The 14,477-nt window shown below is 72.8% G+C and carries 12 protein-coding genes; 4 read left to right on the plus strand and 8 right to left on the minus strand.

Translation table 11 applies throughout. From position 1 onward, the window contains the following. Nucleotides 1–100 precede the first annotated feature (100 nt). Nucleotides 101–424 carry a hypothetical protein gene (locus ACICHK_RS34400; RefSeq protein ID WP_406839955.1) on the minus strand — a complete coding sequence of 108 codons (324 nt, stop codon included), beginning with the start codon at nucleotides 422–424 and terminating at the stop codon, nucleotides 101–103. A 341-nt stretch (nucleotides 425–765) separates the two neighbouring features. On the opposite strand from ACICHK_RS34400, the gene ACICHK_RS34405 reads away from it, so the two are divergent. Continuing rightward, nucleotides 766–1,890 carry a PLP-dependent cysteine synthase family protein gene (locus ACICHK_RS34405; protein WP_103552476.1) on the plus strand — a complete coding sequence of 375 codons (1,125 nt, stop codon included), beginning with the start codon at nucleotides 766–768 and terminating at the stop codon, nucleotides 1,888–1,890. A gap of 17 nt (nucleotides 1,891–1,907) precedes the next feature. On the opposite strand, the gene ACICHK_RS34410 is transcribed toward ACICHK_RS34405, so the two are convergent. Together ACICHK_RS34410 and ACICHK_RS34415 are read right to left on the minus strand one after the other, a co-directional pair. Then, nucleotides 1,908–2,387, minus strand: a complete 480-nt coding sequence (locus ACICHK_RS34410; protein WP_406839956.1) for an SRPBCC family protein — start codon at nucleotides 2,385–2,387, stop codon at nucleotides 1,908–1,910. Between the two features lie 113 nt (nucleotides 2,388–2,500). Beyond that, complete coding sequence (locus ACICHK_RS34415) at nucleotides 2,501–3,331, minus strand: DeoR/GlpR family DNA-binding transcription regulator (RefSeq protein WP_406839957.1); 831 nt, start codon at nucleotides 3,329–3,331, stop codon at nucleotides 2,501–2,503. 281 nt (nucleotides 3,332–3,612) lie between these two features. Between ACICHK_RS34415 and ACICHK_RS34420 the strand changes: the two genes are divergently transcribed. After that, entirely contained in the window at nucleotides 3,613–6,018 is a 2,406-nt protein-coding gene (locus ACICHK_RS34420) for a hypothetical protein (RefSeq protein WP_406839958.1), read from the plus strand. Here the strand turns inward: ACICHK_RS34420 and ACICHK_RS34425 are convergent. From ACICHK_RS34425 to ACICHK_RS34440, 4 genes are all read right to left on the minus strand, one after another. Then, nucleotides 5,988–8,417, minus strand: a complete 2,430-nt coding sequence (locus ACICHK_RS34425; RefSeq protein WP_406839959.1) for a right-handed parallel beta-helix repeat-containing protein — start codon at nucleotides 8,415–8,417, stop codon at nucleotides 5,988–5,990. The genes ACICHK_RS34420 and ACICHK_RS34425 overlap by 31 nt on opposite strands. A gap of 171 nt (nucleotides 8,418–8,588) precedes the next feature. Further along, nucleotides 8,589–9,194 carry a hypothetical protein gene (locus tag ACICHK_RS34430; RefSeq protein ID WP_406839960.1) on the minus strand — a complete coding sequence of 202 codons (606 nt, stop codon included), beginning with the start codon at nucleotides 9,192–9,194 and terminating at the stop codon, nucleotides 8,589–8,591. Between the two features lie 236 nt (nucleotides 9,195–9,430). After that, entirely contained in the window at nucleotides 9,431–10,255 is an 825-nt protein-coding gene (locus tag ACICHK_RS34435) for an MOSC domain-containing protein (protein ID WP_406839961.1), read from the minus strand. Nucleotides 10,256–10,300: 45 nt separating this feature from the next. After that, nucleotides 10,301–10,723, minus strand: coding sequence for a DUF6643 family protein (locus tag ACICHK_RS34440; RefSeq protein WP_192582348.1), 423 nt, complete (start codon nucleotides 10,721–10,723; stop codon nucleotides 10,301–10,303). A gap of 291 nt (nucleotides 10,724–11,014) precedes the next feature. Between ACICHK_RS34440 and ACICHK_RS34445 the strand changes: the two genes are divergently transcribed. Then, nucleotides 11,015–12,325: a TerD family protein gene (locus ACICHK_RS34445; RefSeq protein WP_406841395.1), complete on the plus strand. Its 1,311-nt coding sequence runs from the start codon at nucleotides 11,015–11,017 to the stop codon at nucleotides 12,323–12,325. Nucleotides 12,326–12,431: 106 nt separating this feature from the next. Here ACICHK_RS34445 and ACICHK_RS34450 read toward each other — a convergent pair whose 3' ends face one another. Then, entirely contained in the window at nucleotides 12,432–13,616 is a 1,185-nt protein-coding gene (locus ACICHK_RS34450; RefSeq protein WP_406839962.1) for a glycosyltransferase, read from the minus strand. A gap of 58 nt (nucleotides 13,617–13,674) precedes the next feature. Here ACICHK_RS34450 and ACICHK_RS34455 point away from each other — a divergent pair, with 58 nt between their 5' ends. Further along, nucleotides 13,675–14,460, plus strand: a complete 786-nt coding sequence (locus ACICHK_RS34455) for a glutamate racemase (protein ID WP_406839963.1) — start codon at nucleotides 13,675–13,677, stop codon at nucleotides 14,458–14,460. Nucleotides 14,461–14,477: the final 17 nt, after the last annotated feature.

Raw genomic sequence — 14,477 nt, forward strand, 5'->3', positions numbered from 1 at the left:
CGTTATCGCCGGTAAACCCAGAGTGATGTTCACATCAGAGTGACCCAGGGGGCACGGTCCCGCAACTCGCGGTGTTCGTGGACGCGCGGCCGGCGTGACCTCAGCCGCTGTGGCCCGCTGCCTTGCGGACCGCCTCGATGAAGCGGCGCGCCGACGGGGGTCCCGGCCGGCCGGGTGCCGGATCGTGCTCGCCGAGCGTGAGCGAGTACCGCGTGCCGTTGACGTCCGCCAACGCCCGGTCCTCGTGCGCGAACCAGGGTTTCGAGGCGCGCACCGCCTGCACCGGCGCGCTGTCGATCTCGCTGCCGTAGCTGGTGAGCAGTTCCAGCCTGCCGTCGCTGATCCGGACCTGTCCGGCCCGGGTGAGCGAACGCAGCCTCTTCCCGATCCGCACGCCCGTGGCCGTGAACTCCGGCTCCGCCATGACGCTCCGCCCCCTCGTGGGCTCCGGCTGTGCCCTGTCGTGACCCAGTGTGCATCCGTGTCGGGGGCGACCGCCCCGCGCGGTGCAGTCTGCCTGCAGGTGGCGTCGAGCACCAGTGCGTGCGGCGAGGCGGTGGAGGTGGCGGGAGCAAAGGCCGGGATGCGCCCCCCGGGATTCGGGTTCCACGCCCCCGGATCCGGGTTCCCGGGGTCCCGCCCCAGTGGTGCCTTTGGGCTGCTCAAAGGTGTGTTTATGCAGGTGAGAAGCGTGCGGAAGGTGCTTATGATCGAGGCGTCCGACCAGTTGAAGCGGCGTCGGCGCCCTGCGTTAGGAACCTTCCCGTGAGTACTGTCCAGCCGATCCGGACCGGCGAGACCCTCGATGTCGACCGCAGCGACGCGGAGTACCGGAGCTGGCTCAAAGAAGCCGTGCGCAAGGTCCAGGCGGACGCGAACCGCTCGGCGGACACGCATCTGCTCCGCTTCCCGCTGCCCGAGGAGTGGGGCGTCGACCTGTACCTGAAGGACGAGTCGACCCACCCCACGGGCAGCCTCAAGCACCGCCTGGCCCGTTCGCTCTTCCTGTACGGCCTGTGCAACGGCTGGATCCGGCCCGGCCGCCCGGTGATCGAGGCGTCCAGTGGCTCGACGGCCGTCTCCGAGGCCTATTTCGCGGGGCTCGTCGGCGTGCCCTTCATCGCGGTCATGCCCCGCACCACGAGTGCCGAGAAGATCAGACTGATCGAATTCCACGGCGGGCAGTGCCACTTCGTGGACGACTCGCGCAAGCTCTACGAGGAGTCCGCCGCTCTCGCGGACCGGACCGGCGGCCACTACATGGATCAATTCACCTATGCGGAAAGGGCCACGGACTGGCGCGGGAACAACAACATCGCCGAATCCATTTTCCGCCAACTGGCCCTCGAACGGTTCCCGGAGCCCGCGTGGATCGTCGCCACGGCCGGTACCGGCGGCACCTCGGCGACCCTCGCCCGCTACGTCCACTACATGCAGGCGGACACCCGTATCTGCGTCGCCGACCCGGAGAACTCCTGTTTCTTCGAGGGCTGGACCACCGGCGACGCGGACGTCACCTGCGACCGCGGTTCGCGCATCGAGGGCATCGGCAGGCCGCGCGTCGAGCCGAGCTTCGTGCCCGGGGCCATCGACCGCATGATGAAGGTTCCGGACGCGGCGAGCGTCGCCGCCGTACGCGCCCTGGAACAGGCCATCGGCCGCAAGGCGGGCGGCTCGACCGGCACCGGCCTGTGGAGCGCCCTGAAGATCGTCGCCGAGATGGTGGCGGAGGGGCGCAGGGGGAGCGTGGTGACGCTGCTGTGCGACCCCGGGGACCGTTATCTCGACAAGTACTACTCGGACGAGTGGCTGGCCGGACAGGGCCTGGACATCGCGCCGTACACGGCGGCGATCGACTCCCTGCTGGAGACGGGCGTCTGGCCGGCCTGACGGCCGAGGCCGACGGTTCAGGCGGGCGCCGACGCGAGCCGCCGGTCCAGTGCCGTCACCGCGTCGCGGAAGGCGCGGCCCAGGCCGCTCCGTCCCACGGCGAGCGTCGCCCGGAACAAGGCGGTTCCGTCGGCGGCGAAGGTCCACTGCACGCGTGTCCCCCTGCCCGCGGGCGTCAGCCGCCACTCCTCGGCCAGGGCGCGGAGCCCCGGCGCGTTCGTGCTGTCCACCCGGTACGCGTACACCTCGGGGGCCCTGGCGACCAGGACGGTCTCCTCGAAACGTCCTCCGCCGCGGAGCCGCACCTCACGTCCGGCGCCGTCGGCGGTGGGCCGGGCGAGCGTCACCGCCGAGAACCACTCGCTCCAGCCGGACACGTCCTCGGCGAGCGCGGAGAAGACGGCCTCGGGAGGGGCGGCGACCTCCCGCGCGAACACCAGACGCAGCGCGGCGGTCTCGACGAACTCGGGCCCCACCGGACGCAGTCGACGTGCCATGAGCGAACCCCCCTCGCGGTCGGCCGCGAGCGGCGGCCCGGCGCACCCGCGCCACGGACGACGCCGATGGCGTGACCGGCGGCGCGGGCAGCGTCACCTTAGCTGGCGGACCGTCAGATGTCTGTATCGTCCTCGGGTTCGCCGGCCACCACCAGGCGCCGCAGGTGCTCCGAGATCTCCGCGCGGGCGGCGGCGGGCATGCCGCCGTCGGTCACCAGCGTGTCGACCTGGTCCAGCGCGGCGAACGAACTGAGGCCCACCGTGCCCCACTTGGTGTGGTCCGCGACCACGATGACGCGTCGCGCGGACTGCACGAGCCGCCGGTTGGTCTCCGCCTCCGCGAGGTTCGGCGTCGACAGCCCCGCCTCCGCCGATATGCCGTGCACACCGAGGAAGAGGACGTCGAAGTGCAGGGCCGCGATGGCCTGGTCGGCCACCTGTCCGACGAGCGAGTCGGACGGGGTGCGCACCCCACCGGTCAGGACGACGGTCGCGGCCCCCTGACGCTGACCGGAGGTGCGCTGCGCCGAGTGGAACACGTCGGCCACACGCACCGAGTTGGTGACCACGGTCAGATCCGGGACGTCCACCAGGTGATGGGCCAGCGCGTACGTCGTCGTGCCACCGGAGAGGGCGATCGCCGAGCCCGGCGCGACCAACTCGGCCGCGGTCCGCGCGATGTCCTCCTTGGCGGTCAGCTCCAGACCCGACTTGGCCTCGAAACCCGGTTCGTGCGTGCTCGCCTCGGCCACCGGCACCGCGCCGCCGTGCACCTTCTCGACGACGCCCTGACGGGCCAGCGCGTCGAGGTCACGGCGGACCGTCATGTCGGAGACGCCGAGCCTTCGCGTCAGCTCGTTCACGCGGACACCGCCACGGCGACGCACCTCGTCGAGGATCAGAGCGCGACGCTGCTCCGCGAGGAGGTTCTGATTCTCACTCACGACCGCTCCGGTCCTTTCGCCGCTGCCTGCCCGACACTCCGTCCGAACCCACTCCCACGTGGACATTCTCCTTGCCCGAGGTCTGGAGGACGACCCATCCTCGCACGGGACACCCTCGGCCGTGCCACTGCCCGGGCACCCGCTGTGCCCCTCCTGTGCCGCAGCGTTCACACGTATCGGGGAGATTTGGTGCCTTCGGGTGTGCACGAGGCCCGGAGCGCGAGAGCCTTGTGCCTGCACATGACACCTGAGACACGCGGGGCACGGGGAAGTGCGGAACAGTGGAACGTGCACGGGAACACGCAGTCGACGGGGAGCCCGGCAGCCCCGTACGACGGCCCGGAACGGCCGGCAGTGCCCTGGAACTCCTGGTCCACGGCGTCGGGGGCACCACGCCGGAGGAGATGCTGAACGACCCGCGGACGGTCCGGATCACCGGCGACGCCACGGCCGCCGTCTTCCGGCGCGCCGACGACACCGACACCGACGCCGAGGAACGCCCCGGGGACCACGGCGGGGGACCGGTGCGCGAGGCGTACGTGTGGTGCAACCTCACCTCCGGCAACGGCGCCCGCGCCCTGTGGCTCCTCCTGCTGCCGTTCATGGTCGTCAACCTCGCGCACTGGATGCGCCCCGCCTCGCACGGTCACGGACGGACGGTGCGCCTGTACGGGCTGCTGGTCCGCCTCGCCGGACTCACGCTCACGGTGTTGCTGGTCGCCGCGGCCTGCGAGGTCGCCCTCGACCTGGCCGCCTGGCAGTGCGCGGGTACCCGCCTGTGCGTGCGCAACCACTCCTGGCTCGGATTCCTCTCCCCGGACCGGCCCGACGCCGGCTGGTGGAGCCAGCCGGGCCGCCGCCTCGCCCTGGCCTCCCTGGTGCCCGCGGCGCTCACCACGCTCCTGTGGTACCTGTCCCACCGCACCTGGAGCGCGTACGAGTCGCAGCAGCCGATGGCCCGCGCCGCCGAGCACGACGAGGAGACCGACGGCACCGGACTCGGCCGCCCCGGCTTCTGGTACGGACGCCGCCTGGTGGCCCGGCTGCGCGCCGCGCACACCGCCGCCGGATTCCTGACCGTCGCCGCGGCCGTGGGCTCCCCGGCCGCCCACCACGACCGCGCCCGGGGCGGGCCCGCCGTACTGGAGGTCCTGGGCGGCCTCTTGAACGCAACGCTCGTGGCGGGCGGGGCCGTTGTGCTGTGGGTGGTCTGCCGTCGTGGCCGCAGCGAGAACCGGATCGACCACGGACGCGACCCGGCGCTCGTGCGCCGGCTGCCGCTGGGCTCGCTCGCCCTGCTCGCCCTCACCCTGGTGTACGCCGGCTGGTCGCGGCCCCACTGGCACTCGGCCGGGCGCCTGCCGGGCGACGCCACGTTCGGCGGCCTCACCCTCGCGCAGGGTCTGCTCGTGATCGCCCTGTGCGTGGTCGCCCGGACCCTGCACCGCACGGCTCCCCCGGCCGTGGACGGGGGCCGGACAGCGGACGGCACCCCCACCCCGCGCACCGCGATGCGCGGCTTCGCGGGGCCCGCCGTCGCCATGCTGGCCTGCGCGCTCGGCGGCGTGATGTCCGGAGGGGTCTCCCAGCGGGTCGCCGACTGGCTCGACGGCACCCGCCACTCGATCCCCGGTCCGCCTGTCCTGCTCACCTGGCAGGCCTCCGTGATCCCGCCGCTGCTCGTCGTCCTGCTCGTCCTCACCGTCCTGCTCGCCCGGCGCACCTGGCGGCTGCGCCGCCAGGAGGCGATCGCCGTCGAGCGCGAGTACCCGGGCGGACCCCGGGACGCCTCCCGCACCCGCCGTATCGCGAGCACGCGCGCGATGGCCGCCCTCACCGACCGGGCGCCGCTCATGGTCGGCGTCGTCTCGTCCGTGACCCTGCTGCTCGGGGCCTGCGCCCTGGCCGGGTCCCTCGTCACCGGTGACGCCCCGGCCGAGGCCGCGCGAGGCACGAACGGCTTCGTCCACGGCGCGGCCGAGACCGCGCAGGCACTGGGCTCCTGGCTGATCGGCCTCGGCTTCGTCCTGTTCGTCACCTGGGGCCGGCGCGCCTACAAGGACCAGGCCGCCCGCCGCACCATCGGCATCCTCTGGGACGTCGGCACCTTCTGGCCGCGCGCCGCCCACCCCTTCGCGCCGCCCTGCTACGCCGAGCGCGCCGTCCCGGACCTCACCTGGCGCATGGCCACGTGGACCCGGGCGACCGGCGGACGGCTCGTGCTCTCCGGACACTCCCAGGGCAGCGTGCTGGCGGCCGCCGCGGCCTGGCAGCTCGAACCCGCGGTACGGGGGAGGGTCGCGCTGCTCACCTACGGCTCACCGCTGGAGCGCCTGTACGGTCGCTGGTTCCCGGCCCACTTCGGCCCCGCGGCACTGGCCTCGCTGCACCGCGAGGTCGCCTGCTGGCGCAATCTGTACCGTCGCACCGACCCGATCGGCGGGCCCGTCCGGCTGCCCGGGGACTGCGGTCCCGAGGTCGACCACGAACCCTTGAAGGACCCGCTCGCCTACGGCCGTACCGAGCGGCAGCCGCTGCCCGCGCCGATCCTCGGCCACTCCGACTACCAGGCGGACCCGGTCTTCGCCGCCGAGCGTGAGCTCCTGCTGGAGCGGCTGCTGCCCCAGGTGTCGGACCAGCGCCCCCGCGAGGACGCTCAGGGCAGTTCCGGCAGGTCCTCCGAGTAGAGCAGGGTCAGGTCGTCCGTGCTCGGCTCCTCCAGCTTGGCGACCCGGCCCGCGTGCCGTTCCAGCATCGCCTCGAACGTCTGCCGCGCGGTGCGGCCGTTGCCGAAGGCGGGCCCCCTCGGGATGGAGGTGAAGTACTTCAGGACCGCCTCGGGCGCGCCCGGACCCAGCCGGTACTCGTGCTCCTCGGCCTGTTGCTCCACGATCCGCAGCAACTCGGTGGGGAGGTAGTCGTTGAAGGTGATCGTCCGTGAGAAGCGGGACGCCACGCCGGGGTTGACCGACAGGAACCGCTCCATCTCGGCGGTGTACCCGGCGACGATCACGACCACCGCGTCCCGGTGGTCCTCCATCAGCTTCACCAGCGTGTCGATCGCCTCGCGCCCGAAGTCGCGGCCCGAGTCCTCCGGCGACAGGGCGTACGCCTCGTCGATGAACAGCACACCGCCGCGCGCCCGGTCGAACGCCTCCTGGGTGCGGATCGCGGTCGATCCGATGTGCTCACCGACCAGGTCCACCCGGGACACCTCGACGAGATGCCCCTTCTCCAGCACGCCCAGCGAGGCCAGGATCTCGCCGTACAGCCGGGCGACGGTCGTCTTGCCCGTGCCGGGGGAGCCGGTGAAGACGAGATGGCGCCGGGCGGACGCCGCCTTGAGGCCCGCCTGCTGCCGACGGCGGCCCACCTCGATCATGTCGGTGAGGGCACGCACCTCGCGCTTGACGTTGTCCAGGCCCACCAGGGTGTCGAGTTCACCGAGGACGATCTTCGACCCACGGGCCGCGGGGGCGGGTTCCGCGCCGGCGACGAGCGGTTCCCGCTCGGTGCTGCGCTGACCGGGGATCGTGCCCGGCGGACTCACGGACGAAGCCGAGGTCTCGACGGCCGTCGCGTGCGCCGGGGTGCGCAGCGATGCGCTCTCGTCGCTCGCGCAGTCCTCGACCACGGGACCCGAGCCGGGGGCCGAGCCCGCGTCGGCGAACTCGTAGCCCCCGCGCGCGCACCGCTCCGTACGGCACTTGCGCAGGGTCGCCCGGCAACCGTCGATCACATGGAAGCCGTAGCCGCCGCTGTCCGCCACCCGGCAGTTCAGGAAGCTTCCCCGGCCGTCCGCCGACACGTAGAAGCCGGCCTCGGCGGGCGAGGAGACCGTGCAGCGCTCGAAGGTCGGGTCGGCACCCTTGGTGACGATCACGCCGGTCTGCGTGCCGCCGATGATGCAGCCGGACAGAGTGCCGCCGCTGCCGTGGTCGCGGAACCAGGCGCCCGTCGCGGCCTCCCGGATGCGGCAGTCGTCCAGTTGCGCGGTCGCGCCGTCGCTGACCGACACCGCGGTGTTGCGCACCTGGGAGATGTCGCAGTCGACGACGTCCGCGCGTGAGCCCCGGTCGAGGACGAACAGGGCGTCCGGCACGTCGTGCACCCGGCACGAGTCCAGTACGGCGGTCGCCCCGTCGCTCACCCACACCGCGGGATAGTCGCCGGTGCTGTCGAAGATCTCGCACTGGTTGGCGTCCACCCGGGTGCCCGGGTCCCAGACCGACAGGCCGTTGCGCCCGAACTGCCGCACGCTCGTGCGGGTCAGGGTGAGCACCGAGCGGGAACGCAGGTCGACGGCGTTCTCCGGGATGTCGTGGATGCGGCAGTCGGCGAGCGTGAGCACGGCGTCCGTGTCGAGGGTGACGCCGTCAGCGGTCGTCCGGTGCACGTCGCAGTCGGTGAGGTGGGCCGTGGCCCGGGCGGTGATCTGCACCCCGGAGCCCTTGACCTCGTACACCTCGCAGCCCACCGCCTCCAGCGAGGAGTTCTCGCCGGTCGCCGACAGCCCCGGACCGGAGGTGTGGTGCACCCGGCAGCGCTCGAGGCGTGGACGCGCGCCCCCGCGGACCACGACCCCCGACTGGCCGGCCGCCACGACCTCGCACTCCTCGAACACCCCGCCGCCGCCGTCCAGTACGGCGATGCCGACGCCCGCGGGGTTGTCGACGGCGCAACGGCGCACGGTCGGCCGGGCGCCGCCGCGGACCTCGATCCCGGCCGCGGAGCGCGTGACGATCCGTACGTCCAGCAGTTCCGGGGTGCCCTCCTCGACGAGCAGCGCGGGCGAGGCCGAGTCCTGGCCCTCCAGGTGCAGGTCCTGGACGACGGCGGAGGCGCGTACGGTCAACGCCACACCGTCGACCGGCGCGATCCGCACGGAGCCCGGGGAACCCTCGGGGCCGCGCAGCGTCACCGCGCGCTCCACCACCAGGTTCTCCCGGTAGGTGCCGGGAGCGACGGTCAGCACATCACCCTCGGCCGCGGCCTCCAGGGCGGCGGCCAGCGAAACGTACTCACCCGTGCGGCGCCGCCACCGCGAGGTTCCGGTGTGCGTCACCTGGACCGTGCCCTGTGCCATGGCGCTGTTGTGCCCCCACCTCGTCGTACGCGGGTCCTGCGAGGTCGTGCTGATGCCCCGTCGGCCGGGATGCCGGCCCTGCCGGACAGCCTCTCACGACGGTGCCGAACGGTTCGGCCGGTCCACCGTAGCGTGCGCGGGGGCGCCCGGTTGACCGGAGCGGGAAGGCCGTCAGCTGCCGGCGTCCGCCTTGCCCCAGTCGGGACCCGCCTCGGCCCAGGCCCGGTCCCATCGGGCATGACGCCGGCGGATCATGTGCCACAGGATCAACCGCCTTGTGCCTTCGAGGAGTCCGGCCGCCAGCACGGCCGCACCGAAACCGGCCAGAGCGGAGTGCGCGGTCGCGGTGGCACCGTCCAGCGGGCGGCCCATTATTCGGCCGTGCCGGTCGGTCCAGATCGAGAACCGGTCCCCGGGAAGCGGCGACTTGAGGCCGGCGATCACCGTGCCGTGCCGAGGAGTGCCGTCCGGCGCCGTCCAGTCGGCCACGACCCGGCTGTGCGCGCCCCGTCCCGACGGGGTCTCGGGGTCGGGAGCGAGCGGGCCCCGGGACAGCTTCCTGACGACGACGGCCGCCACGTGGTGCCGGTCCTTGCGCTGGTCGCGCACGGCCTTCTGCAGCGTTCCCTGCACCGAGACCCCCACGGCCGCTCCGGCCAGGGGCGCCGCGACCAGCACGAGCAGGAGGGAGGCCAGGGCCAGCCAGGCCTCCACGAGATCCGTCGTACGGCACAGCGGATTGCGCCGCCAGCGCCAGAGACCGATGATCGCGCGCACCGTCCCGCACCCCCTTCCGCCTCCGTGATGTCCAGCCGCGGTGCCGTTCACGCGCGGGGCCGCGGAAGAGAGGCCGACGTCACCCTCTCCCGGGACCTTTCACGAACATCTCACGCAGATCCAACGATCCTGCCCGGCCCCGGTGTTCCCGGAGTCCGGTCTCTGGCGGAATGTGGTGGGGCGGCCCAGGGGACTCCGTCCGGATCGGCCCGGGTGCGCCCTGATCCGGACGTTCCCTAGCCGAGGACCGTGACCGGGTCGCCGACCCGCAGTGAGCCGCGGGTCTCGGGCACCAGGTTCTGCCCGAACATCGCCTTTCCGCCGAAGCGCCGGTGCCGGGCGAGCGTGCGCAGGGGTTCCTTGCCGCGCCGGGCGGTGTCCTGGTCGGTGGTGGTGACGATGCAGCGGCCGCACATCTTGGTGACCCGGAAGGTGACCTCGCCGATGGCGATCCGCGACCAGTGGTCCTCGGCCCAGGCGTCGGTGCCCGAGACGACGACGTTCGGCCGGAAGCGGCTCATCGGCACCGGGCCATCCTCGGCCCGGTCGCCCTGCGCGATCAGGGAGTTGAGCGCGTCCAGCGATCCGAGCGTGGTGACGAGCAGCGGGTAGCCGTCGGCGAAGCTGACGGTCTCGCCCGGCAGCGCGAAGTCCGGGTCGACGGGCCGGCGGACGGCCGGATCGTCCATGTGGACGAGGCGTACGTCGGCGCCCAGGTAAGCGCTGCACCAGTCGTGCGCGGCCGCGTCGGCGAGGACGGCCTCCACCTTGTCGCCGAAGATCTCCACCGTCGTCGTACCGGTGGGTTCGGGCACGGGAACCGTCACGGACCCGAGGTCCCCGCCGGACAGACGAAGGCCGCCGCCGGAGAGTGTCTCGGCGGCGGCCAGCGCCAGACGCGGCTGCTCGCGTTGCGTGACGACCTTTCCCCCGTCGTCGATCAGGACCCAGCGTCGGTCTCCGGCCAGCCCCCAGGGCTCGACCTCGGCCTCCTGGAGCGACGTGCTCCGGAAGGCTTTGACCGGATGGACGTGAATCGAGTGCAGTACCGCGTTCCCCATGACCGCCATGGTGCCAGGAAGCACCGACAAGCCGGTCAGGGAGTGTCAGTATCCGCGGTACTGCTGACCGTTGTACGGGTCCTGGTACGGAGCGGGGGCGGGCCGGGGGGCCGCGGGGCGCATGGCCTCGAAGCCCGTGGGGGCCGCCATCGGGCGGGGCTGCTGCGGCTGGGGGCTGGGATAGCCCCGGGGCGCGCCGGCCTGCTGCGGGATGTACGGCGCGGGGGCCTGCTGCAGCGGAGAGGGCTGCTGGGCCTGCTGATAGCCGTAGGAGGAGGGGCCGGACGGCAGCGCGGGAAGCGCGGACGGCAGGGCCGGGAGGTTGTTGCTGCCCGAGTCGTAGGCGGAAGGGACCCGGATCGGGGCGATCTGAGGGGTACCCCGTTCGGCGACGAGGGAGTCGTAGATCGGGGTGTCAGGGAAGGCGGAGTAGTAACCGCCGCCATAGGTGGAGCGGGGGGAGGTCATGGCCATAAGTTAAGCCCACGATGTGCTGGTTGGGGAGACCGATAAGAGGGTTGTTTTTCGGTGTCCGTGGTGACGTGGGATCCCCAATGCGAGCGAACTTGGCAAAAAAGGACGTCGAAGATGGTTGAGATCGTGTAAAGGCCGAGCCTCGGACGGGTTACCGGCGGTTGACCAGGATCTTCCTGTGCGAGCCATGGGAGTCGGTGGACCTGGGGATTAGGTTTGGCGGGACGGGGCCGGCGGTCCGTTCGGGGACTCGCACCGGCGCGGAGACACGTGATGGGGGAGTACATGTCAATGCCTAAGGGATCTAATGTTCCTGTCCCGACGAGCGCGCTCAGCGTGGAATTGGGGTGGCGTTCAGGACAGGGGGTGCCCGACGTCGATGCGTCCGCCCTTCTGCTGGTGGCCGGAAAGGTCCGTTCGGACGGCGACTTCGTCTTCTACAACCAGCCGGCGCACTCCTCGGGCGCCGTGCGCCACGAGGGCAAGCGGAACGACGGCGGCCAGGTGACCGACACGCTGTCGGTCGACCTCACGCGCGTGGAACCCGCCGTCGAGACCGTGGTCCTGGCGGCCTCCGCGGACGGCGGCTCCTTCGGACGTGTTCCCGGCCTGTACATCAGGGTGCTCGACGCACGCGGCGGCACGGAGGTCGCCCGTTTCGAGAGCACCGACGCGACCGTGGAGACCGCCTTCGTCCTGGGCGAGTTCTACCGGCGTCAGGGCGCCTGGAAGTTCCGCGCCGTGGGACAGGGCTACGGAAGCGGCCTCGAAGGGCTGGCCACCGACTACGGGATCACCGTGGACGAGCCGCAGCACGCGGCGCCGCCCGCCGCCGCGCCGCGGGGGCCCGCCACCCTCGTACAGGGCCCCCCGGCCCCCGTGGCGCCCCCGGTCGCCCCGCCCGTCACGATGCCGCCGCCCATGGCCCCGCGGCCGCCGGCGGCCCCTCCGGCGCCCGTCCGCCTCTCCAAGGTGACGCTGACCAAGGAGGCGCCCTCCGTCTCGCTCTCCAAGCAGGGCGGCACGAGCGGTGCCATGCGCGTGAACCTCAACTGGGAAGTGCGCAAGCAGTTCTCGGGCTGGGGCAGCAAGCGCGGCCGGGCCGTCGCCATGCACGCGGACCTCGACCTCGACCTGTGCGCGCTGTACGAACTGTCCGACGGCCGCAAGGGAGTGGTGCAGGCGCTCGGCAACGCCTTCGGGGCACTGCACCAGCCGCCGTACATATATCTCGACGGGGACGACCGCACCGGAGCCGTGGCCGGTGGCGAGAACCTCACCATCAACCTCGATCACAAGCAGAGCTTCCGGCGCATCCTCATCTTCGTGACCATCTACGAAGGCGCGCGTTCCTTCGCCGACCTGCACGCCACGGTCACCCTCCAGCCGCAGAACGGCGCGCCCGTCGACTTCTCGCTCGACGAGTGCACGGTGCCCTCCACGGTCTGCGCGCTCGCCCTCATCACCGGCAACGGCGCCGACCTCGTCATCCAGCGCGAGGCCCGGTACCTGATCCCCGCGCGCGGGGTGAGCCCGCAGCGCACCGTCGACCACGCCTACGGCTGGGGCATGAACTGGACGCCCGGCAGGAAGTGATCCCGGCCCGGGCGGGAGCCGGCCCTCCCGCCCGGCGGGAGACGACGGTCCGCCCGGCAGGAGGCGACCGTCCGCCCGGCGGGAGGCGACCGCCCGCCCCGCCCCCTCAGTTCTCCCAGTTCTCGTCGAGGGCCGCGCCGGGGCGCGCGTAGGTGCGGCCCTTCCAGGCCGCGCCGCGCCCCCTGTAGTGCTGCACCGCGGAGTCGACCGTCATGAGGAGGTAGAGGAACGCGGTGACCGGCAGCAGGGGAGCGAGCGCCGGAGACTGCCGGTAGTGACGGAGCATCGGTACGTAGGTCGCCGTCATCACCAGCCAGGCGGTCCCTCCCGCCACCGCCGCCCACGGATTCCCCGCGGCGAGGCCCGTCACTAGGGCGACCGGCGGAACCAGGTACACCACGGCGAGCCCGGCGACCGTCCCGGCGAGCAGCAGCGGGTTGTGCCGCAGCTGGGCGTACGCGCTGCGCGAGACCATGCGCCACAGATCGCGCAGCCGCGGATAGGGGCGCACGCTGTCCACCCGCTCGGCCAGTCCGAGCCAGATGCGTCCGCCGCCGCGCTTGACGGCACGGGCGAGCGCCACGTCGTCGATGACGGCATGCCGGATCGCGTCCGGGATCCGCGCCCGCTCGGCGGTGTCCGCGCGCAGCAGGACGCAGCCCCCCGCCGCGGCCGCCGTCCGCGAGCCCTTCACGGCGATCCGGCGGAAGGGGTAGAGCTGCGCGAAGAAGTAGACGAAGGCGGGCACGACGAGCCGTTCCCACGGGCTCTCCACCCGCAGCCGCGCCATCTGCGAGACGAGGTCGAAGCCGCCCGTGCGTGCCGCCGCCACCAGGAGCCGCAGACTGTCCGGGGCGTGCGCGATGTCCGCGTCGGTCAGCAGCAGGTACTCGGGCTCTCGCGCGCGGGCGAGACCGATGCCGTGGCGCACGGCCCAGAGCTTGCCCGTCCAGCCCGCCGGCGGCTCTCCCGGCGAGCCGACGGTGAGCGGCAGTCCACCGTGCCGCCGCGCCAGCTCGCGGGCCAGCTCACCCGTGCCGTCCGAGCTGCCGTCGTCGACGAGGAAGACCTCGGCCCGCCCCGGATAGTCCTGGGCCAGGAGCGAGGGAAGGCTCTCGGGCAGCACTGCGGCCTCGTCCCGGGCCGGCACCACGACGCAGACCGAAGGCCATTCCGACGGTTCGCGGCAGGCGGGCAGCCGTACGTCCGTACGCCAGAAGAAGCCCTGGCCGAGCAGCAGCCACAGCCACGCGGCCAGTGATCCGACGGCGGTCCACACGAGGGCGCTCACCCGCCGCAGTCTGCCCCACCGCGGTCGCCCGTGAAGACGGATCGTCTATGGTGACCGGGTGAAGATCGCGCTCATGGACTCCGGAATCGGACTGCTCGCTGCTGCCGCCGCGGTGCGTCGACTGCGGCCCGACGCCGATCTCGTCCTCTCCTCCGACCCCGACAGCATGCCCTGGGGACCGCGTACACCGGAGGACGTCACCGCGCGTGCCCTCGCCGTCGCCGAGGCCGCCGTGCTGCACCGGCCCGACGCCCTGATCGTCGCCTGCAACACCGCCTCCGTACGCGCCCTGCCCGCCCTGCGCGCGCGCCTGGAACCGGAGGTGCCCGTCATCGGCACCGTCCCGGCCATCAAGCCGTCCGCCGCGGGTGGCGGACCCGTCGCGATCTGGGCCACGCCCGCCACCACAGGCAGCCCGTACCAGCGCGGACTGATCGAGGAGTTCGCCGCCGGAGTGGCGGTCACCGAGGTGGCCTGCCCCGGACTCGCGGACGCCGTCGAGCACGCCGACCAGGCGGCCATCGAGGCCGCGATCGAGGCCGCCGCCGCGCACACCCCCGAGGACGTGACGGCCGTCGTCCTGGGCTGCACTCATTACGAACTCGTCGCCGAGCGCATCCGCGCGGCCGTGCAGCGCCCCGGCCGCCCGCCGCTCGTCCTGCACGGTTCCGCCGGAGCGGTCGCCGCCCAGGCGCTGCGCCGGATCGGCGAGCTCCCGGACCCCGGGGCCCCCGCCACGTCCACGGTCACGGTGCTGCAGAGCGGACGCGAGGGCGCGCTGCCCGCCACGGCGCTCACCTACGAGGAAGGCCGCATCCTGGCGGCGGTCAGCTCCGCCCGCTGAGAGCCGGCGCCTCCGCT

Origin of the sequence: Streptomyces sp. AHU1, from assembly GCF_045343905.1 — a bacterium.
In the GTDB taxonomy this organism is placed as follows: Bacteria; Actinomycetota; Actinomycetes; order Streptomycetales; family Streptomycetaceae; genus Streptomyces; species Streptomyces triticiradicis.